Origin of the sequence: Dactylosporangium maewongense (assembly GCF_039531485.1) — a bacterium.
Classification (GTDB): Bacteria; Actinomycetota; Actinomycetes; order Mycobacteriales; family Micromonosporaceae; genus Dactylosporangium; species Dactylosporangium maewongense.
This window is the reverse complement of the sequence record NZ_BAAAQD010000035.1, coordinates 23,415-42,017: the sequence shown is the minus strand read 5'-3', so window position 1 is coordinate 42,017 and position 18,603 is coordinate 23,415. Positions and strand designations below refer to the sequence as shown.

Below are 18,603 nucleotides of genomic sequence, written 5' to 3'. Positions count from 1 at the left end.
CCGCCTTTGGAGGGCCCGGTGCAAACGGGTGTGTGGCTGGTAGGCGCGCGCGGCTCTGTCGCCGTCACCAGCATCGTCGGTGCCGCAGCAGTGCGCGCCGGGCTCACCGAGCCGATCGGTTGTGTCACCGAGCATCCCGTGCTGCGCAGCGACGCGCTGCCGGGGTTCGGCGAAATCGTCTTCGGCGGGCACGACATCGCCACCATCTGCGTGGTGAAGAAGGCGGAGGCCCTGGCCGAGGCCGGGGTCGTGCCCGCCAGGCTGGTCGCGACGCTGCACTCGGAGCTGTCGGCGGTGGACGAGGAGATCCGTCCGCTGCCGCACGGCACCGCGGCCGAGGTCGCCGCCGCCGTCACCGCCGACCTGCTGGACTTCCAGCGGCGGCACAACCTGGCCCGCGTGGTGGTCGTCAACGTCGCCTCGACCGAGGCCGCCGTCACGCCGCACCCCGCGCACGCCTCGCTGGACTCGCTGCACGACGCGCTGGACACGCTGCCACCGAGCTCGCTGATGGCGTACGCCGCGTTCGAGGCCGGCTGCTCGTTCGTCGACTTCACCCCGTCGACGGGCGCCCGCCTGCCCGCGCTGCACGAGCTGGCGCAGGCCCGCAACGTCGTGTACGCGGGCCACGACGGCAAGACCGGCGAGACGCTGATCAAGTCGGTGCTGGCGCCGATGTTCGCGATGCGCAACCTGCGGGTGAAGTCCTGGTCCGGCACCAACCTGCTGGGCGGCGGCGACGGCGCGACCCTCGCCGAGCCGGCCGCCAACGCGGCCAAGTCCGCCAGCAAGCAGCGCGTGCTCAGCGAGACCCTCGGGTACCAGCCCGACGGCCACACCCGCATCGAGTACGTGCCGGACATCGGCGACTTCAAGACCGCCTGGGACCTCATCACGTTCGCCGGCTTCCTCGGCACGCCGATGCGGATGGAGTTCACCTGGCACGGCTGCGACTCCGCGCTCGCCGCGCCCCTGGTCCTGGACCTTGCCCGGCTCGCCGCGGCCGCCCACGCCGCCGGCCGGGCCGGGCCGCTGACCGAGCTGGCGTTCTTCTTCAAGGACCCGCTCGGCGAGGTCGACCACGCCCTCGGCGCCCAGTTCGAGGCCCTCGCCGCGTTCGTGCGGTCGCTGTGAACCCCGCCCGACCCGACTGGCGGACCCTGGCCGAGCTGGTCCGTGCCCCCGCGGCGCTGAGCGTGCCCGGTGACGTCGTCGCCGGCGCGGCCGCCGCGGGCACGCTCGGGCCACGCACGCCGGTCCTCGCCGGATCGTCGGTCCTGCTGTACTGGGCGGGCATGGCGGCCAACGACTGGGCCGACCGGGACCTGGACGCCACCGAACGCCCCGAGCGGCCGATCCCCTCGGGGCGCATCACCCCCGGGACCGCGTTCGGCGTCGCCGCCGGACTGACCGCCGCCGGGGTGGCCCTCGCCGGGCTCGCCGGCGGCCGCCGCGCCCTCGCCGTGGCCGTGCCGCTCGCCGGCGCGGTCTGGGCCTACGACCTGAAGCTGAAGAACACCCCGGCCGGCCCCGCCGCGATGGCCGCCTGCCGCGCCCTCGACGTGCTGCTCGGTGCGAGCGGTGGGCGGCTGCGCTCCGCCGTGTACCCCGCGGCGACGGTCTTCGCCCACACGTACACCGTGACCGCACTGTCCACAGCGGAGGTCCACGGCTCCACGCCGGCGTTGCCCGCGGCCACGCTCGCCGGATCCGCCGCGGTCGCCGCCGCGGCGGCACTGCCGGCGCGACCCGTCGGCCGGTGGTCCTGGATTCCCGCCGCGCTGTCGGGCTGGTACGCGAAACGCTACGGCGAGGCGCAGCTGAAGGCGCTGGAGAAGCCGACGGCGGGCAACATCCGCGCGTCCGTCGGCGCCGGCATCGTGAACCTGCCGACGCTGCAGGGCGCGCTCACCGCCCGGGCCGGCGCACCCCTCGCCGGGATCGCCGTCGCGGCCGCCGCGCCGCTCGGCCGGCACCTCGCGAAGCGGCTGTCGCCGACATGAGTCTCCGATTCGGGTACGGCACCAACGGTTTCAGCAACCACCGGCTCGACGACGCGTTGACCGTCATCGCCGGGCTCGGCTACACGGGCGTGGCGCTGACCCTCGACCACCATCATCTGGACCCGTACGACGCCAACCTCTGGCGGCACGTCCGCGCGCTCGGCCACCGCCTCGCCGAGCTCGGCCTCGGTGTCGTCATCGAGACCGGTGCCCGGTTCCTGCTCGACCCGTGGCACAAGCACGCGCCGACGCTGCTGGACGACGAGCCCGAGGCGCGGATCGACTTCCTGAGCCGGGCCGTGCGGATCGGCTCGGACCTCGGCGCGGAGGCGGTCAGCTTCTGGGCCGGCGTCCGCCCGCCCGGGGTGGCGCCGGACCTCGCGTGGCGGCGGCTCGTCACCGGCAGCGCCGAGGTCCTCGCCGCCGCCGAGGGCGTGGAGATGATGCTCGGCTTCGAGCCCGAGCCGGGCATGCTGGTCGAGTCGATCGACGACTGGGAGCGGCTGCGGGCCGACCTCGGCGCGCCCGTCCACTTCGGACTGACCCTCGACATCGGCCACTGCCGCTGCCTGGAGCCGATCTCCGCCGAGGACTGCGTGCGCCGGGTCGCCGGGTCGCTCGTCAACGTGCAGATCGACGACATGGTTCGCGGCGTGCACGAGCATCTCGAGTTCGGCACCGGCGAGGTCGACTTCCCGGCGGTGCTGCGCGCCCTCAACGACACCGACTACGGCGGCCTCGTCGCCGTCGAGCTCCCCCGCCACAGCCACGCCGCGCCCGCGGTGGCCCGTGACTCCCTCGCCTTCCTGCGCGCCGCCGAAGCGCAGTCACTGGACCGATTCCAGGAGGTGCCATGAACCTGTACGACTCCCTCACCGCCGAGCTGACGGACACGGTGTGGCTCGACACGGCCCTGGAGACCGTGGCCCGCCAGCCGTCGGCGATCGGCCGGCTGTTCCCCGCCGCGGGCCGCCGCTGCGGCCGGTGGGCCCTGAACGGCGCAGGCGGGCTGCCCGGATGGACGGTCGACGACGCCGCCCGGGTCCTCCTGCTGACCCGGCTGCCCGAAAGCGCCTTGCAGACCGAGCTGGAGCCGCTCTACCGGTTCGGTGACGCCGCCGAGAAGCGCGCGGTGCTGCGGGCGCTGCCGCTGCTGCCGGTGCAGGACTCGTTCCCGGGGCTCCTGCTCGACGCGTTGCGCACCAACGACACCAGGCTCGTCTCCGCCGCGCTCGGGCCGGCCGCCGCGTGCCTGCCCGCCGCCGCGTGGCGGCAGGGTGTGCTGAAGGCCGTCTTCATGGGCCTGCCCCTCGCCGACGTCGCCGACCTCGACACCCGCGCCGACGCGGAGCTCGCCACCATGCTCGCGGGGCTCGTCGAGGAGCGGCACGCCGCCGGCCGCGCCGTCGCCGACGACGCCACCGCGCTGCTGCACCGCCTCCAGGAAAAGGTCTCGTGATGCGCATCTTCGACCCGCACATCCACATGACGTCCCGCACCACCGACGACTACGAGCGGATGGCCGCCGCCGGCGTCCGGGCGCTGGTGGAGCCGGCGTTCTGGCTCGGGCAGCCGCGCACCAACGTCGGCTCGTTCACCGACTACTTCGACTCCCTCGTCGGGTGGGAGCCCTTCCGGGCCTCGCAGTTCGGTATCCGGCACCACTGCACGATCGCGCTCAACCCGAAGGAGGCCAACGACCCGCGCTGCCGGGACGTGCTGTCGGTGCTGCCGCGGTACCTGGAGAAGGACGGCGTCGTCGCGGTCGGCGAGATCGGCTACGACTCGATGACGCCGGAGGAGGACGAGGTGTTCGCCGCGCAGCTCGCCCTCGCCGTCGAGCACGACCTGCCGGCGATGGTGCACACCCCGCACCGCGACAAGGCCCGCGGCACCGACCGGACCATCGCCGTGGTCCGTGAGTCGGGGATCGACCCGGGCCGGGTCGTCGTCGACCACCTCAACGAGGTCACCGTCGCGCGGGTCGCCGAGAGCGGCTGCTGGATGGGGTTCTCCATCTACCCGGACACGAAGATGACGCCGTCGCGGATGGTGTCGATCCTGCAGGAGCACGGCATGGACCGGGTCCTGGTCAACTCGGCGGCCGACTGGGGCCGCTCCGACCCGCTGCTGACGCTGCGGACCGGCGAGGCGATGCTGGCCGCCGGGTTCAGCGACGACGACGTCGACCGGGTGCTGTGGCGCAACCCGGTCGAGTTCTACGGGCAGTCCAAACGCCTCGACGTCTCGGACCTCGCTTCCGCCGACGCCACCTTCGAGGGGAACTCGATCCTCCGCGGCGGGTCGTGATGCGGCTGCGGCACCCCGACGGCCAGGTGGTCCACCTGGCCTACGGGACCAACGTCCACCCCGCGGAGGACCTGCCCGGGATCCTGACGCAACTCGATGTCTACGCGGCGCGGGTCAGGTCGTGCCTCGACACGCCGGTGCTCGGCCTCGGCCTGTGGCTCGCCGCTCCGGTGGCCGCCGCCCTCGCCGGTGACGCCTCGCTGCGCCGGCAGCTGCGCCACGAGCTGGACGTCCGCGGGCTCGAGGTGGTGACCCTGAACGGGTTCCCGTACGAGGCGTTCCAGGCGCCGGTGGTGAAGAAGGCGGTGTACCTGCCGGACTGGGCCGACCCGCGGCGGCTGCGGTACACGATGGACCTCGCCCGGGTCCTCGTCGACCTGCTGCCCGACGACGCGGAGCGCGGCTCGATCTCGACGCTGCCGCTCGGCTGGCGCGACCCGTGGGACGGCCCGCAGGTCGCCGCCGTCCAGCGGGCCCTGGACCAGCTCGCGTACGGGCTGTCGTTCCTGGACCGGCCGATCCGGGTCGCGTTCGAGCCGGAGCCGGGGTGCGTCATCGAGAACACCCTCCAGGCGACGGTGCACCTGGCCCGGATCGACCCCAGGTACCTCGGGGTCTGCCTGGACCTCGCGCACCTGGCCTGCGCATGGGAGGACCCGGTCACCGCGGTGCAGCGGCTCGCCCGGACCGGCCTGCCGGTCGTGAAGGTGCAGGTGTCGGCGGCGCTCGCGGTCGACGACCCGTCCGTGCCCGCGCTCGCCGACTACGTCGAGCCACGCTTCATGCACCAGACCCGCTCCCGTGGCTGCGCGGCGTCCTTCGACGACCTCGACGAGGCCCTCGCCAGCGGCGACGGCGGCCCGTGGCGGGTGCACTACCACGTGCCGCTGCACGCCTCGCCGGAGCCGCCGCTGCAGGCGACCACCGACGTGCTGCGGGCCGGCCTCGCGGCGCTGCTCGGCGGGCCGGTCGCCGGCTGCGACCACCTCGAGGTCGAGACCTACACGTGGGGCGTGCTGCCGGAGTCCCAGCGGCCCACCGGCCCCGAGCAGCTCGCCGCGGGGATGGCCGCCGAGCTCGCCTACGCCCGCGACATCCTGCACGACCTCGGTCTCAAAACGTTGGAGCCTCGATGAGCAAGCCCCTGCTGGTCCTCGACGTGGTCGGGCTGACGCCCAGGCTGCTGCCGCACATGCCGCACCTGTCCGCCGTCGGCGCCGCCGTGCCGCTGCGCCCGGTCCTGCCCGCGGTCACCTGCTCGGTGCAATCGACGTTCCTCACCGGGGCGATGCCCTCCGACCACGGTGTCGTCGGCAACGGCTGGTACTTCCGCGACCTCGGCGAGATCTTCCTGTGGCGGCAGCACAACGCGCTCGTCGGCGGCGACAAGCTGTGGCACGCGGCCCGCCGGGCCGAACCCGGCTACACGGTCGCGAACGTCTGCTGGTGGTACGCGATGGGCGCCGACGTCGACTGGACCGTCACCCCGCGCCCCATCTACTACTCCGACGGTCGCAAGGAGCCGGACTGCTACACGTACCCGCCGGCGCTGCACGACGAGCTCACCACCCGGCTGGGTGAGTTCCCGCTCTTCACCTACTGGGGTCCCGGCGCCGGCATCCCGTCCTCGGAGTGGATCGCCAGGGCGGCCGAGCAGATCATGGTCGAGAAGTCGCCGGACCTGACCCTGGTGTACCTGCCGCACCTCGACTACGACCTGCAGCGCTTCGGCCCGTCCTCGCCGGAGGCCGCCGCGGCCGCCACGGCGCTGGACAACGTCGTCGCTCCCCTGCTGGCCGCCGCGGCCGCCCGGGACGTGACCGTCGTCGTCCTGTCCGAGTACGGCATCACCGAGGCCAGCCGGCCCGTCGACGTCAACCGCCTCCTGCGCGCCGAGGGCCTGCTCAACGTCTACACCCAGGACGGCATGGAGTACCTGGACCCGTGGACCTCACGGGCGTTCGCCGTCGCCGACCACCAGATCGCCCACGTCTACGTGCGCGACGAGGCGGACCTGCCGGCGGTGCAGAAGTTGTGCGCGGCCCTGCCCGGCGTCGGTGAGGTCCTCGACGCCGCCGGCAAGGCACGGACCGGGCTCGACCACGAGCGCGCCGGCGAGCTGGTCCTGCTCGCCGAGCCCGACGCTTGGTTCACGTACTACTACTGGCTCGACGACGCCCGCCGCCCCGACTTCGCCCAGCTCGTCGAGATCCACCGCAAGCCCGGGTACGACCCGGCCGAGCTCCTCTTCGACCCCGCCGCCCCCGGCGCGGCGAAGGCCCGTGCGGGGGTCGCACTGGCCCGCAAGAAGCTGGGGCTGCGGTACATGATGAACGTGGTCGGCCTCGACGCCGGCGCCAAGGCGGTCAAGGGCTCCCACGGCCTCCTCCCCTCAACCGTCGAAGACGGCCCGGTCTGGATGTGCGGCGACCCGTCGCTGTCCCTGGACTCGGTCGACGCGACGGAGGTGAAGGGCCTGCTGCTGCGCCTGGCCGGCCTGGCCTGACCGCTCCGGCGGCTTGGTGGACGACCGCGTCGAGCGGTACCCACGACTCGGTCGTCCACCTCTCGAAGAGCCGGCCGTCAGCGGACGAGGAGCCAGGCGCCCTGGGCGACCGTCCAGCGGCGGCTTCGGAAGGGGCCGGCGAGCTCGCCGTCGGCGTTGACGTGGAACGGGTCGCCTTCGATGTGGATGTCGCGGCCGCGGCGGTGGATGACGTCGTCGCGGCCCGGGTGGCGGCCCTTGCGCAGGGCGAGGGCGTAGCCGACCCGGGCGAGCGGGCCGACGGCGAACGACACCGTGATGTCGGCCAGGCCGTCCGTCGGGTCCGCGACGGGGGCCAGCTCGCCGGTGCCGCCGGCGATGGTCGGCGCGTTGGACAGGCCTGCCATCAGGACGCGGCGGCGGCCGCGGGACACCACCGTGCCGTCGACGGTGACGCGCAGGCGCCAGCCGCTGGCGGTGAACCCGGCGAGGACCGCGCCGATCGGGAACGCGGCGATCTTCAGGTGCTTCTTGAGGGGGCGGGCCTTCAGGGCCGCCTCGGCGCCGGCGCCGACGTGGACCGCGTTGATGACGACGCCGTCGCCGTCGGCGACGATCAGGTCGATCGGGCCGGCGATGCCGGCGGCGGCGATCCGGGCGGCGGCGTGCAGGTCGTCGACGGGGATGCCGACGCCGCGGGCGAAGTCGTTGCCGGTGCCGAGGGGGATGAGGGCGACCTCGCAGGTAGCGGCCTCGCCGCGGCGCAGCAGGGCGCCGACCATCGTGTGCAGCGAGCCGTCGCCTCCGACGACCACCAGCCGCCGGCCGCGCCGGGCGTCGAGGATCCTGTCGACGTCGCCCGCATGGCCGCAGGTCATGGTCTCGACGTCGCCGGTTTCGCGCAGGACGCCGAGGACGGATTCGACCGCCTCGGCCTCGGTCCGGCCGGCGAGCTCGTTCGTGACGACCAGCACCCGCCCACCATACGGCGCCCAGCCGCTCACGACGCCCGTCACTCGCCCAGCTTCAGCAGCACGGATAGACGTCGCGCGATCAACCTGCAAAGAACAGCTGCGGCGCGGAGAACGGAGATGGGCGGGCGGCGTACGCCGGCGGCAGGACGAGGCAGGAGTCAGCTGCCGGCGCGGACCCAGGCGGCGATCTGCGTGCGGGACTCCAGGTTGAGCTTGCTCAAGATGTTGGAGACGTGCACGGCGGCGGTGCGGGGGGAGATGTAGAGGCGGCGGGCGAGCTCCGCGTTGGTCAGGCCTTCCGCGAGCAGCACCGCGACCTCGCGCTCGCGGGGTGTCAGCGCCTGGTCGCCGGCGACGGGGGCGGCGAGGCCCAGCCGGCCGCGGAGGGCGGAGAGCTCCGCGACGCGCCAGCCGGACCAGCGGGCCAGGAGGGGCTCGGCGACGCGGACGTGCTGGCGGGCGGCTTCGAGGTCGCCGAGGGCGAGCAGGCAGCGGGCGGCGCCGACGTGCCCGGAGCCTTTGGTGGCGGGCAGGAGCATGGACGGCTCGGCGACGGCGCGGCGGTACCCGGCGAGCGCGGCCTTGTGGTCGCCCGCGGCCTCGGCGATCTGGGCGTCGGCGAGCCAGCGCCACGCGTCGTCGAAGAACGGGTCGTCGATGGCGGCGGCGACCGGGCGCAGCTCGTCGACGGCGAGGCCACCGACGAGGCCGGCGGAGATGAGGTCGTGGGCGAAGTCGCGGCCGGTGACGCCGGTGGCGCGGACGGCGTCGAGGACCGCGCGGAGCAGCTCGCGGGCCTGTTCGGTCTGGCCGCGGCGGGCCGTCAGGTGGAACTGCAGGCCGGGCACCGACGTCTGGGTCAGCATCGTGTACGTGTCGGTGGCCTCGACCATGCCGCGGATGACGGCGTCGGCGCGGTCGAGCTCGCCGGCCTCCAGGAGCAGGCCGGCGAAGAAGACGCCGTGGTAGTCGATGCCGTTGCGGGTGCGCAGCAGGCCGCGGTCGCGGCGGCGGGCGGACTCCAGCTCGGCGAGGGCGCCGCCGAGGTTGCCCTCCTGCACGGCGAGCCGGGCGCGGCCCTGGAAGTACGCGGCGACGGCGAGGGAGTCGAAGCCGGCCCGCTCCGCGAAGGTGCGCATGCGCTCCAGCGCCGCGGCCCAGTCGGCGGGGCCGCCGGGCAGGAGGTTGTACAGGTTGTTGAGCGACCGCGCGGCGAGCAGCCACTCCCCCGCCTGCTCCGCTTCCTGGGCCGCCTCGTTGAGCAGCTTGATGCCGTCGTCGACGCCGGCGGCGAAGTTGACCAGCGCGGAGCCCTTCTCGACCTTGCCGGCGAGCCAGACGCCGGGCAGCCCGAGCCGCTCGCCGAGGCCGATCGCCTTGTCGGCCCATTCGATGGCGCACTCGGTGTTGTCCATCAGCATGTACGCCTGCGCGATCGCCGCGTATGCGTACGCCTTCGACGGCCCGTCGCCGAGGTGCTCGATCTCGGCCCGCAGCTCCTCGGCGCGCTCCTGCATGCTGCCGCTGCTGCCGACCTCCCAGCTGAGCCGCACGAGCAGGCGCAGCGCGTCGGCGCGCTCGTCGCCGGTGCCGGCCGCGGCGAGCCAGCGCCGGCCGAGCTGCTGCGCGTCGTCGAGGAGCCCGGCGAGCCAGGCGGCGCGGGCGCCGCACGACAGCAGCTCCACGTCGTCGGGCAGCTCGTCGAGGCCCATCTCGGCCAGCTGCAGCGCCTGGTAGGGCGAGCCCATCGCCAGGTACTTGGAGAGCCCGCGCCGGGCGGCCTCGACCATGTCGAGGTAGCGGCCGGCGCCCCGGGCGTGGTGCGCCACCAGGGCGTAGTCCTTGCTGCCGGTCGACAGCAGCGTCTCCAGGGCCAGCTCGTGCAGGCGGCGGCGCTGCCGGGCGAGCAGCTCGTCGGCGAGCGCCTCCCGGGTCAACGCGTGCCGGAAGCTGAACTCGTCGTCGCCGGTCTCCACCATCAGCCCGCGCCGCACCAGGTCGCGCAGGGCGTCGATGAGCTCCGGCTCGCTGTGGCTCGTCACGGCAGCGAGCAGGTCGAACGGCACCTTGCGGCCGAGCACGGCGGCAGCCTCGACGATCCGCTTCTCGGTCGGGTCGAGGTCGTCGAGCTGCCTGCGCAGGGCCTCCGCGACGTTCCACGGCAGCGGCCGGTCACACAGCGTGTCGAGGTCCTCTTCGCCGTTGGCCTTGATCAGCTCTTCGAGGAAGAACGGGTTGCCGCCGGTGCGGTTGTGCAGCGACAGCGCGGTCCTGTACGCCGGAGGCCGCCCGGTGACGGACTTGAGGAACTGCGACGTCTCGGCGAGGTTGAGCCGCTCCAGCCGCACGTTGGTCACCATGTACCGCCGTTCGAGGCGGGTCAGCAGGTCGGCGAGCGGGTGCCGGCGGGTGACCTCGTCGGGCCGGTACGTGCCGACGAGCAGCCTGGTGCCGGGCAGGTCCGCGATCCGCTCGAACAGCGCCACGCTCTCCGAGTCGGCCCAGTGCAGGTCCTCGAACACCACCACCGACGGTCCCGACGTCGTCAGCTGCCGCACGATCTCCAGCCCGGCCTGAATCCGGTCGATCATGGACCGCGACGCGTCGGTGACCGTCACGAGCAGCTCCGGGTCGAGCCCGGCCGAGCGGTGGCCGCTGTCGATCGCGTCGAGCAGCACCTCGAACGGCCGGCTGAGCGTGCCGGGATCGGCCTGCCCGTCGAGCACCGGCACCGTCTCGGGCAACCCCGTGATCAGCTCCTGCACCAGACGGCTCTTGCCGATGCCCGGCTCGCCGCCGAGCATGGCGATGGAAGGCTCGGACCCGTCGAGAAGCCGGCGCAACCTGCGCAGCTCGTCGTCGCGGCCGACCATCACCTGGCTCACTCCGCTACGGCTGGCCCGCACGCAACCAGCCTACCGGCGGGCAGCCTGTGCGTCGGCTGTGACGCACGCGACCTGCGCCACCACGGCCGGTCGTCCTCACCGGCCAGCCGCCGGCGCCGGCCCAGGCCGAGCAGGCTCTCCTGACGGTGCTGGACCTGGACGAAGAGGAACACTGGGTGCATCATGGCCGACTCCTTGGCTCGGTGATGTCTCCATCCTGGTCGTGTAAGGAGCCGTTTCCATCTGTACCTGTTACGTATCTTGGGCGCCGCGGCGATACCTAGCCGGGCCGGACGCACGTAGTCACCTGCCACGCATGAGGAAGAAGTTCATGGCTCAGGTCCGCCGCCGGGGTGGTGGACGCACGGCAGCCCCGGACCGGTCGACGTCCGCGCCACCCGGAGGGATTGGGTGGCCGGGACGCCGAGGTCCGGGGCTGCTGGGTTACGGCGGTGCGGGCCGGTCAGGCCGCGGTGCCGGAGCGGTCCGCTCTGCGGCGGAGCTTCACTCGGCTTGACCAGTGTTTGGCCTCGTCGAGCATGTGCAGCTGGCGCTGGCGGACGAGCTCGGTCAGAAGGATCGGGTGGACGTTCACTGCGGGCTCCTCTGGATCGTTTGTGACACCATCTTCGCGCGGTAAGGTCCGCGCGACATCGGTAACACTTACCTAAACGCCTCCGGGCGACATACGTAGTCGGCCGGGCGACCGACGTACGTACACGTAGGCGACAGCGCCCCGGGTTTCTGGGTAACCGGTCGGCATGATGCTCATCGGCACGTCGGGCTGGCAGTACCGCGACTGGAAGGGCCGCTTGTACCCGGCCGGCCTGCCGCAACGGTGCTGGCTGGAGCACTACGCGACCACGTTCGGCACGGTGGAGGTCAACAACGCGTTCTACCGGCTGCCCGAGCGGTCGACGTTCGAGGCGTGGCGGGAGCGGACACCGGACGACTTCGTGGTCGCGGTGAAGGCCAGCCGGTACCTGACGCATGTACGCCGGCTGCGCGACCCGGAGGAGCCGGTGCGGCGGCTCATGGACCGGGCCGGCGGGCTCGGTGGCAAGCTCGGCCCGGTGCTCCTACAGCTGCCGCCGACGATGAGGCTCGACGTGGCGGCGCTGGACGCGACGCTGGCTGCGTTCCCGGCCGGCGTGCGGGTCGCGGTCGAGCCGCGGCACGAGACCTGGTGGGTGGACGAGGTGCGGCAGGTCCTCGACGCCCGCGGGGCGGCGCTGTGCTGGGCGGACCGCCACAGCCGGCCGGTGACCCCGCTGTGGACGACCGGCGGCTGGTGCTACCTGCGGCTGCACGAGGGCCGCGCGGCGCCGTGGCCACGGTACGGCCGGTCCGCCCTCGACACCTGGGCCGGCCGCCTGGCGGACTCCTGCGCGGACTCGTACGTCTACTTCAACAACGACCCGGGCGGCGCCGCCGTCGAGGACGCGGTCACGTTCGCCCACCTGGCCAGGCGCAGGGGCCAGGACACCACCCGGGCCGGAGATCTGGCCGGCCACGGACGCTGAATCACCCCTGCCCGAGCAGGGACGCACACCGGCGCCAAGGACGCATGCCGAAGGACGCAGGCCGGAAGCAGGGAGCCGGAGGCAGGGTGAGGGCGGGGGCCGCCGTACGCTGTCGCGATGGCCAAGTTCCTGTGCGTGATCATGCTGTTGATCGCGTTGTTCGCGTTCCTGATCTGGCAGCGCAACCGGCTGCTGCGGCGCGGCCACCGCGACCAGGACTGATCAGCGACACCCGCGACCGGGACCGAACGGCCTCCGACCGCGGCGAGGCCCGTCGGCGCCGGCCGAGGGAGCGCGGTCAGCAGGGGTCCAGGTCGAGGGACTCGGTGGTGGCGGCGACGAACAGGCCCGGCTTCGGGCCGCCCGGCAGCGTGAACAGCGTGCTGCCGACGGTCACCACCGCCAGGCCGTGCCGCGGGTTGGGCATCGGCGGCAGGGCGCGCCACCGGTCGGCGGCCGGGTCGTAGAGCTCGACCTGCGGAAACGTCTCCTTGCCCTCGCCGCCGGCGGCGATGACCCAGCCGTGGCAGGTGCCGGTCGCGGCCAGGCCGCCGCGCGCGGTCGGCAGGTCGGGGCGCTTCGTCCACGCGCCGGTGGCCGGGTCGAAGGACTCGACGGCCGCCCGGAGCTGCCCGCCGACGCGGCCGCCGACGGTGTAGAACCGGCCGCCCGCGGCCGCGCCGCCGAGGTGCTCACGCGGTGTGGGCGGTCCGGGTGCGGAGCGCCACCGGTCGGCCACGGTGTCGTACACGAGCATCGACGCGGCCAGGAGGTCCTTGCCGGGGCCGATCCCGCCGGCCACGAAGATCGACGTGCCCAGCGCGGCACTGGCGCCGGCGCCGCGCGCCTCCGGCAGGTCCGCGACCGACTCCCAGCGCTGCGCGCCGGCGGGCAGGCGGAACGCCGCGGCGCTCGGGGTGCCGTCGGCGAGGAACCCGCCGAACACGTAGACGGCCCCTCCGGCCGCGGCGGCCATCGCGTGGTTGACGGCGAGCGGCAGCGGCGGGCCGGCCGTCCAGGCGCGGGCGGCGGTGTCGTAGATCTCGACGGTGCTGACGCTGCCGCCGTCGCGCTGGTACCCGCCGGCGACCACGATCTTCGCGCCGGTGACGGCGGCGGCGACCTCGGTGCGCTCCGACGGCGCGTCCGGCAGGCGCTGCCACGGCGAGGCGGTCTGGTGCTGCTGCGTAGGCTCGGCGGGCCCGCCGCACGCGGCCGCCCCGCCGCTCACGGTCAGGCCGAGCAGCGTCGTGACGGCCAGCAGTGCGACCCGCATGGTTCCAGTGTCGTCGATGGACGCCTGGATCGGTACAGTCGGGCACTTCAGAAGTTTCAATTCATCTGATAGCCGATAAATTGTGACGACAAAGCGGGCAAACAGCACGAAGACGGTCTACGTTTCGCGTTCATGGAATTGCTGTGGGTGATGACGGGGCAACGGAACCGCTATGTTTTCGATATTCTGTGTGTTCTATGGGGACCGGAGGGGGGCCGCCCACATGGGCATGCGAGGTGTCGTGTCGAGACATGAGCGGTTGCGTGACGACAGGTGACCGCTACGCAGGACGTCGCCGCTGACTCGACGGCGACGGAGACCGTGCTGCACCTGCACCGGGCGGCCAACGCCGTCAGGCAGCACGTCGAGCAGGTGGTGCTGCGTCCGCGGCAGCTGACGTGGACGGGGTTCGTGGTCCTGCGCACCGTGTGGGCCGCGCGCAGGATGGAGACCAGGCACGTCGCCGAGCAGGCGGGCATCTCCAAGGCGACGCTGACCGGCGTCGTCGACACGCTGTCCGGCCGTGGGTTGGTGCGCCGCAGCCCGCATCCCGACGACGGCAGGCTCGTGGTGCTGCAGCTGACCCGCAAGGGCCAGCGCCTCATCCGCGAGCTGCTGCCGGAGTCGCAGAGCGCGGAGGTGTTCGCTCTGTCGTACCTGGAGCCGGCCCAGCTCGCGGTCGTCACGACTGCGCTGCGTGGAATGATCGCTCACCTGGAGCGACCACGCTGATCTCAGCGCTGGCCGCGTCATCTCATCGGGCGTCATTCGTTGAACGCTGGGGGTCGAAGGTGTGACCTCCGGCGCGGACGTCCGCGCGGATCTCGACTAATGTCGAGGCACCATGCGCGGATGCCGCATGGGCGAAATCTGCCCGAACGGGCACGAGGGTTGCATCCAGGGTGGTCTTTTCATCTCGCGGTGGACGGACCAGACTGCATGGAACCTGTGCCGAGTGGCTGGAAGGACCCCGATGACCGAGGCTGGCACGCACGACGGCGCCGGTGAGTCCGGCACGCCGGACCTGCCGCTGCGCTCGGCCGCCCCGGCACGCCGTGCCACCATCGGCGACCTCACGGCCAACGACCCGATCCGCATCGACGACTACCGGCTGATCGGTCAGCTGGGCGTCGGTGGCATGGGCACCGTCTACCTGGCGCAGTCCTCCGACGGCTCCCGCGTCGCGGTGAAGCTGGTGCACGCGCACCTCGCGCGCGACCCGAGGTTCCGGGTGCGGTTCGCCGGCGAGGTCCGGGCCGCCCAGCGGGTCCCCGGCTTCTGCACCGCCCGCGTGCTCGACTCCGGCATGCACGAGGACCGGCCGTACCTGGTCACCGAGTACCTCGAGGGCATCCCGCTGTCGCGGCTCGTCGCCGACGACGGCCCGCTCGACCCGGCGATGCTGCACAGCGTGGCGCTCGGCGTCGCGGCCGCGCTCGCCGCGATCCACAACGTCGGCCTGGTCCACCGCGACCTGAAGCCGAGCAACCTCATGGTCACGCTCGGTGGTGTCCGGATCATCGACTTCGGCATCGCCCGCGCGATGGACGCCGCGAGCGACATCACCGGCACCGGCAACATCGTCGGCAGCCTCGGCTGGGCCTCCCCCGAGCAGCTGCGCGCCGAGGAGCCGTCGGCCGCCATGGACATCTTCGGCTGGGGCTGCCTGGTCGCGTTCGCGGCGACGGGGCGCCACCCGTACGGTGGCGAAGAGGCCGCGGCCCGCGCCTGGAAGATCCTCGAGGGCGAGCCCGACCTCAACGGCATCCCCGACCCGGTGCGGGACCTCGTCGCGGCCGCGCTCAGCCGCGACCCGCTGGACCGGCCCGACGCACGGCAGCTGCTGCTCGGCCTCGCCGTGGACGACCTCGACGTCGCGCCGCTGCCGACGCAGAAGCGCTGGCTGCGGGGCACGACCCAGATGTCGCGCCGCCGGGTGACGTCGATGGCGATCGCGGTGCCGATGGCGCTGGCGCTCGTCTTCGCCGCCGCGGAGACCACGACCGACATGATGGGCGGCAAGTCCGACTCCGGCACGCACCGCGGCAGCACCACCGGCGACCAGGTCGGCACCAACCTGTCGCCGGCGCCGAACCCGCAGGTGACCGCCGTGCAGCGGCCCAACCCGGGCGCCACGGCCGGCGGGGGCAACCCGACCAACGGCCCGCTGGTGCCCCCGACCGCGTCCGGGGTCGTGTCGGCCACGTCGACCGCCGTGCCCACGACGACGGTGACGACGCCGACGCCGGACCCGACGACCGACCCGACCACCACGCCGCCGACGACGCCGCCCACCACCACGCCGCCGACCTCCGACCCGGTCTCGGACCCGCCGGCCGCCGAGGGCAACCGCGGCTGACCCGGCCCGGCCAGCGCACAGCCCGGGGGCGACACACGGCCGGGGCGACGCCGGGAGAACCCGGACGCCGCCCCGCGCGGGTGGTCACAGCACGTGCGTGAGGTAACCCTCGATCGACTCGGCCAGCACGTCGGCGCCGGGGCGCGACCACACGGTGTCGTGGAAGACCTCGACCTCGATCGGGCCGGTGTACCCGGTGGCGTCCACCGCCTCGCGGAACCGGCGCAGCTCGACGCAGCCGGTGCCCGGCAGGCCGCGGCCGAGCAGCACGCCCTCCGGCAGCGGCGTGATCCAGTCGGCGACCTGGAAACACGCGATGCGCGACTCGGCGCCCGCCCTGGCCAGCTGGGTCCAGACCTGGTCGTCCCACCACAGGTGGTAGGTGTCGACGGCCACCCCCACCGCCGCGGCGGGGAACGGCGACGCGAGGTCCAGGGCGTTCGACAGGGTGGACACGACGCAGCGGTCCGAGGCGAACATCGGGTGCAGAGGCTCGATCGCCAGTCGTACACCTGCCGCGACCGCATGCGGGACCAGCTCACCGATCGCGTCGCCGACGCTCCGGCGGGCCGCGTCCAGATCGCGGCTGCCGTCGGGGAGACCGCCGCTGACCAGGACCAGCACCGGCGCGCCGAGGACCGCGGCCTCGTCGATCGCGCGGCGGTTGTCGTCGAACCAGCCCGGCGTGGTGAAGAAGCCGCCGCGGCACAGGGTCGTGACGCGCATGCCGGCGGCGCGGACCAGGGCGGCGGTCCGTTCGAGGCCGAACGTGTCCACCTGGTCGCGCCACAGCCCGATCTGCGTCACTCCCTGCTTGACGCAGCCGGCGATCGTCTCGTCGACGGGCCAGCGCTTGGTGGTGGCCTGGTTCAGCGAGAACCGTTCGAGCTGCCGGGTGCTCACAGGTCGAGGGCCGGGATGTCGAGGCGGCGGCCCTCGCGGGCGGACTGGAGGCCGAGCTCGGCGAGCTGGACGCCGCGGGCGCCGGCGGCGAAGTCCCACGGGAACGCCGCGCCGTTCTCCGGGCCGTCGACGACGTGCCGCAGGAACAGCTCCCACTGCGCCTTGAAGCCGTTGTCGAACGGCTCGTTGTCCGGCACGGACTGCCACTGCGCGCGGAACGGCTCGGTGACCGGCAGGTCCGGGTTCCACACCGGCTTCGGGGTGGTGCCGCGGTGCTGGACGTGGCACTCGCGCAGCCCCGCGACGGCACTGCCGTGCGTGCCGTCGACCTGGAACTCGACCAGCTCGTCGCGGCGGACGCGGACCGCCCACGAGGAGTTGATCTGCGCGACGATGCCGCCCTCCAGCTCGAACGTGCCGTAGGCCGCGTCGTCGGCGGTCGCCTCATACTCCTGGCCGACCTCGTCCACCCGGGTCGGGATATGGGTTGCGATGGTCGCCTGCACGGAGCGGATCGGGGCGAAGAGCTGCTCCAGCACGTACTGCCAGTGCGGGAACATGTCCACCACGATGCCCCCGCCGTCGGCGGCGCGGTAGTTCCACGACGGGCGCTGCGCGGCCTGCCAGTCGCCCTCGAAGACCCAGTAGCCGAACTCGCCGCGCACCGACAGGATCCGGCCGAAGAAGCCGCCGTCGATGAGGCGCTTCAGCTTGCGCAGGCCCGGCAGGAACAGCTTGTCCTGCACGACGCCGTGCTTGATGCCGGCGGCCCGCGCGGCGCGGCACAGCGCGACGGCGGCGTCGGTGTCCTCCGCCAGTGGCTTCTCGGTGTAGACGTGCTTGCCGGCGTCGATGGCGGCGCGGATCGCCTTCTCCCGCTGCTGGGTCACCTGCGCGTCGAAGTAGATCTGCACGTCGGGGCGGGCCAGCGCGGCGTCGAGGTCGGTCGTCCACTCGGTCAGGCCGTGCCGCTGGGCCAGCTGCTCCAGCTTGTCGGCGTTGCGCCCGACCAGGACGAGCTCCGGCCAGATCAGCGAGCCGTCGCGGGACGGCAGGCCACCCTCTTCGCGGATCGCGAGCAGCGAGCGGACCAGATGCTGGCGGTACCCCATGCGGCCGGTGACGCCGTTGAGCACGATACCGATCGGGATGCGGGACACAGGACTCCTCAGGCGGCGGTGGCGTGGTAGGTGTCGAGCAGGCCGCACATGCCGTGCCGGCCGTGTTCGCTCGGCTGCGGCAGCACGCTGATGCCGCCGTGGCCGAGGTGACTCGCGTCGCCGGCGGCGAGCGCGTCGATCTGCTTCCCCGTCTCCAGCGCGGCCTGGAGCGCGCCGCGCTCCCACTTCTCGCGCCAGGCGGGCAGCTTCGGGGCGATCAGCCGGGCGGCGGCCGCGTGGAACTCGCCGAGCGCGTCGGGGCCCTTGTCGCGCAGGATGAGGAAGCCGGTGACGGCCAGGTCGCGGCGGCGGAAGGCGGTGCTCAGGTCGGTGCCCGGCACGCCGCCCTCGGGCAGCCGCGCGGCCTCCGCGTAGGCGTCAGGGTCGGCGAGGACGTCCGGTGGGAACGTCAGGACCGCGTCGCCGGCCTCGGGCAGGCCGCTGTTCTGCATCACCACGACGATCTGCAGGCCGCCCTGGTTGACGAGGCGGTGGATCGTGCCGGGCGGGAACCAGGCGACGGTGCCGGGCTCGAGTCGCGTCTCGCGGTAGCCGCCGCTGGACAGCGTCTGCACGAGCCCTTCGCCGGCGGTCACCACGTACCCCTCCGAGCAGGTGAGGTGCATGTGCGGGGTCCCGCCGAGCAGCCCGTCGGGGGCGAGCGAGTCGTAGACGGACAGCCGGGAGATTCCGACCGCACCGGGCAGCTGGTCCATCTTCGATCC

Annotated in this window: 17 protein-coding genes; 10 read left to right on the top strand and 7 right to left on the bottom strand. The window is 73.3% G+C overall.

Annotated features, from left to right (window positions below):
• Positions 1–18 precede the first annotated feature (18 nt).
• From ABD332_RS51235 to ABD332_RS51205, 7 genes are read left to right on the top strand one after another with little or no spacing between them, the layout of a single operon-like run.
• On the top strand, positions 19–1,134 hold the full coding sequence (locus ABD332_RS51235) for an inositol-3-phosphate synthase (RefSeq protein ID WP_344512879.1): 1,116 nt from the start codon (positions 19–21) through the stop codon (positions 1,132–1,134).
• Positions 1,131–2,003, top strand: a complete 873-nt coding sequence (locus ABD332_RS51230) for an SCO3242 family prenyltransferase (RefSeq protein WP_344512877.1) — start codon at positions 1,131–1,133, stop codon at positions 2,001–2,003. The genes ABD332_RS51235 and ABD332_RS51230 overlap by 4 nt, the downstream gene beginning before the upstream one ends.
• The gene (locus tag ABD332_RS51225) at positions 2,000–2,860 is read left to right on the top strand and encodes a sugar phosphate isomerase/epimerase family protein (RefSeq protein ID WP_344512875.1); all 861 of its coding nucleotides are present in this window, start codon (positions 2,000–2,002) and stop codon (positions 2,858–2,860) included. The genes ABD332_RS51230 and ABD332_RS51225 overlap by 4 nt, the downstream gene beginning before the upstream one ends.
• Positions 2,857–3,462, top strand: a complete 606-nt coding sequence (locus tag ABD332_RS51220) for an EboA domain-containing protein (protein WP_344512873.1) — start codon at positions 2,857–2,859, stop codon at positions 3,460–3,462. Before ABD332_RS51225 ends, ABD332_RS51220 begins: the two co-directional genes overlap by 4 nt.
• A complete protein-coding gene (locus ABD332_RS51215) occupies positions 3,462–4,313 on the top strand; it encodes a TatD family hydrolase (RefSeq protein ID WP_344512871.1) in 852 nt (283 codons plus the stop codon). The genes ABD332_RS51220 and ABD332_RS51215 overlap by 1 nt, the downstream gene beginning before the upstream one ends.
• A complete protein-coding gene (gene eboE, locus ABD332_RS51210) occupies positions 4,313–5,449 on the top strand; it encodes a metabolite traffic protein EboE (protein ID WP_344512962.1) in 1,137 nt (378 codons plus the stop codon). Before ABD332_RS51215 ends, eboE begins: the two co-directional genes overlap by 1 nt.
• Positions 5,446–6,819, top strand: a complete 1,374-nt coding sequence (locus ABD332_RS51205; RefSeq protein WP_344512869.1) for an alkaline phosphatase family protein — start codon at positions 5,446–5,448, stop codon at positions 6,817–6,819. The genes eboE and ABD332_RS51205 overlap by 4 nt, the downstream gene beginning before the upstream one ends.
• A gap of 77 nt (positions 6,820–6,896) precedes the next feature.
• Here the strand turns inward: ABD332_RS51205 and ABD332_RS51200 are convergent, their stop codons facing one another.
• The 3 genes from ABD332_RS51200 to ABD332_RS51190 all read right to left on the bottom strand — a co-directional run bounded on the left by ABD332_RS51200 (position 6,897) and on the right by ABD332_RS51190 (position 11,252).
• On the bottom strand, positions 6,897–7,814 hold the full coding sequence (locus ABD332_RS51200) for a diacylglycerol/lipid kinase family protein (protein WP_344512867.1): 918 nt from the start codon (positions 7,812–7,814) through the stop codon (positions 6,897–6,899).
• 116 nt (positions 7,815–7,930) lie between these two features.
• On the bottom strand, positions 7,931–10,678 hold the full coding sequence (locus ABD332_RS51195) for an ATP-binding protein (RefSeq protein WP_344512865.1): 2,748 nt from the start codon (positions 10,676–10,678) through the stop codon (positions 7,931–7,933).
• A 442-nt stretch (positions 10,679–11,120) separates the two neighbouring features.
• On the bottom strand, positions 11,121–11,252 hold the full coding sequence (locus ABD332_RS51190) for a hypothetical protein (protein ID WP_344512863.1): 132 nt from the start codon (positions 11,250–11,252) through the stop codon (positions 11,121–11,123).
• A gap of 166 nt (positions 11,253–11,418) precedes the next feature.
• Between ABD332_RS51190 and ABD332_RS51185 the strand changes: the two genes are divergently transcribed.
• On the top strand, positions 11,419–12,180 hold the full coding sequence (locus ABD332_RS51185) for a DUF72 domain-containing protein (protein ID WP_344512861.1): 762 nt from the start codon (positions 11,419–11,421) through the stop codon (positions 12,178–12,180).
• A 298-nt stretch (positions 12,181–12,478) separates the two neighbouring features.
• Here the strand turns inward: ABD332_RS51185 and ABD332_RS51180 are convergent, their stop codons facing one another.
• Positions 12,479–13,456, bottom strand: coding sequence for a Kelch repeat-containing protein (locus ABD332_RS51180; protein ID WP_344512859.1), 978 nt, complete (start codon positions 13,454–13,456; stop codon positions 12,479–12,481).
• Between the two features lie 273 nt (positions 13,457–13,729).
• Here ABD332_RS51180 and ABD332_RS51175 point away from each other — a divergent pair, with 273 nt between their 5' ends.
• Both ABD332_RS51175 and ABD332_RS51170 read left to right on the top strand, forming a co-directional pair.
• On the top strand, positions 13,730–14,188 hold the full coding sequence (locus ABD332_RS51175; protein ID WP_344512857.1) for a MarR family winged helix-turn-helix transcriptional regulator: 459 nt from the start codon (positions 13,730–13,732) through the stop codon (positions 14,186–14,188).
• A 241-nt stretch (positions 14,189–14,429) separates the two neighbouring features.
• Positions 14,430–15,815 carry a serine/threonine-protein kinase gene (locus ABD332_RS51170; RefSeq protein WP_344512855.1) on the top strand — a complete coding sequence of 462 codons (1,386 nt, stop codon included), beginning with the start codon at positions 14,430–14,432 and terminating at the stop codon, positions 15,813–15,815.
• Between the two features lie 84 nt (positions 15,816–15,899).
• On the opposite strand, the gene ABD332_RS51165 is transcribed toward ABD332_RS51170, so the two are convergent.
• From ABD332_RS51165 to ABD332_RS51155, 3 genes are read right to left on the bottom strand one after another with little or no spacing between them, the layout of a single operon-like run.
• Positions 15,900–16,718 carry a sugar phosphate isomerase/epimerase family protein gene (locus tag ABD332_RS51165; RefSeq protein WP_344512853.1) on the bottom strand — a complete coding sequence of 273 codons (819 nt, stop codon included), beginning with the start codon at positions 16,716–16,718 and terminating at the stop codon, positions 15,900–15,902.
• A complete protein-coding gene (locus tag ABD332_RS51160; protein ID WP_344512852.1) occupies positions 16,715–17,878 on the bottom strand; it encodes a Gfo/Idh/MocA family protein in 1,164 nt (387 codons plus the stop codon). The genes ABD332_RS51165 and ABD332_RS51160 overlap by 4 nt, the downstream gene beginning before the upstream one ends.
• A gap of 8 nt (positions 17,879–17,886) precedes the next feature.
• Positions 17,887–18,594 (bottom strand): cupin domain-containing protein, encoded by a 708-nt coding sequence (locus ABD332_RS51155; protein WP_344512850.1) that lies wholly within the window; start codon positions 18,592–18,594, stop codon positions 17,887–17,889.
• Positions 18,595–18,603 lie beyond the last annotated feature (9 nt).

Coding starts and splice junctions, on each gene's coding strand:
- ABD332_RS51225 (WP_344512875.1), top strand. CDS start 2,000: ATGAGTCTCCGATTCGGGTACGGCACCAACGGTTTCAGCAACCACCGG.
- ABD332_RS51220 (WP_344512873.1), top strand. CDS start 2,857: ATGAACCTGTACGACTCCCTCACCGCCGAGCTGACGGACACGGTGTGG.
- ABD332_RS51215 (WP_344512871.1), top strand. CDS start 3,462: ATGCGCATCTTCGACCCGCACATCCACATGACGTCCCGCACCACCGAC.
- eboE (WP_344512962.1), top strand. CDS start 4,313: ATGCGGCTGCGGCACCCCGACGGCCAGGTGGTCCACCTGGCCTACGGG.
- ABD332_RS51205 (WP_344512869.1), top strand. CDS start 5,446: ATGAGCAAGCCCCTGCTGGTCCTCGACGTGGTCGGGCTGACGCCCAGG.
- ABD332_RS51185 (WP_344512861.1), top strand. CDS start 11,419: ATGATGCTCATCGGCACGTCGGGCTGGCAGTACCGCGACTGGAAGGGC.
- ABD332_RS51180 (WP_344512859.1), bottom strand. CDS start 13,456: ATGCGGGTCGCACTGCTGGCCGTCACGACGCTGCTCGGCCTGACCGTG.
- ABD332_RS51170 (WP_344512855.1), top strand. CDS start 14,430: ATGACCGAGGCTGGCACGCACGACGGCGCCGGTGAGTCCGGCACGCCG.
- ABD332_RS51155 (WP_344512850.1), bottom strand. CDS start 18,594: ATGGACCAGCTGCCCGGTGCGGTCGGAATCTCCCGGCTGTCCGTCTAC.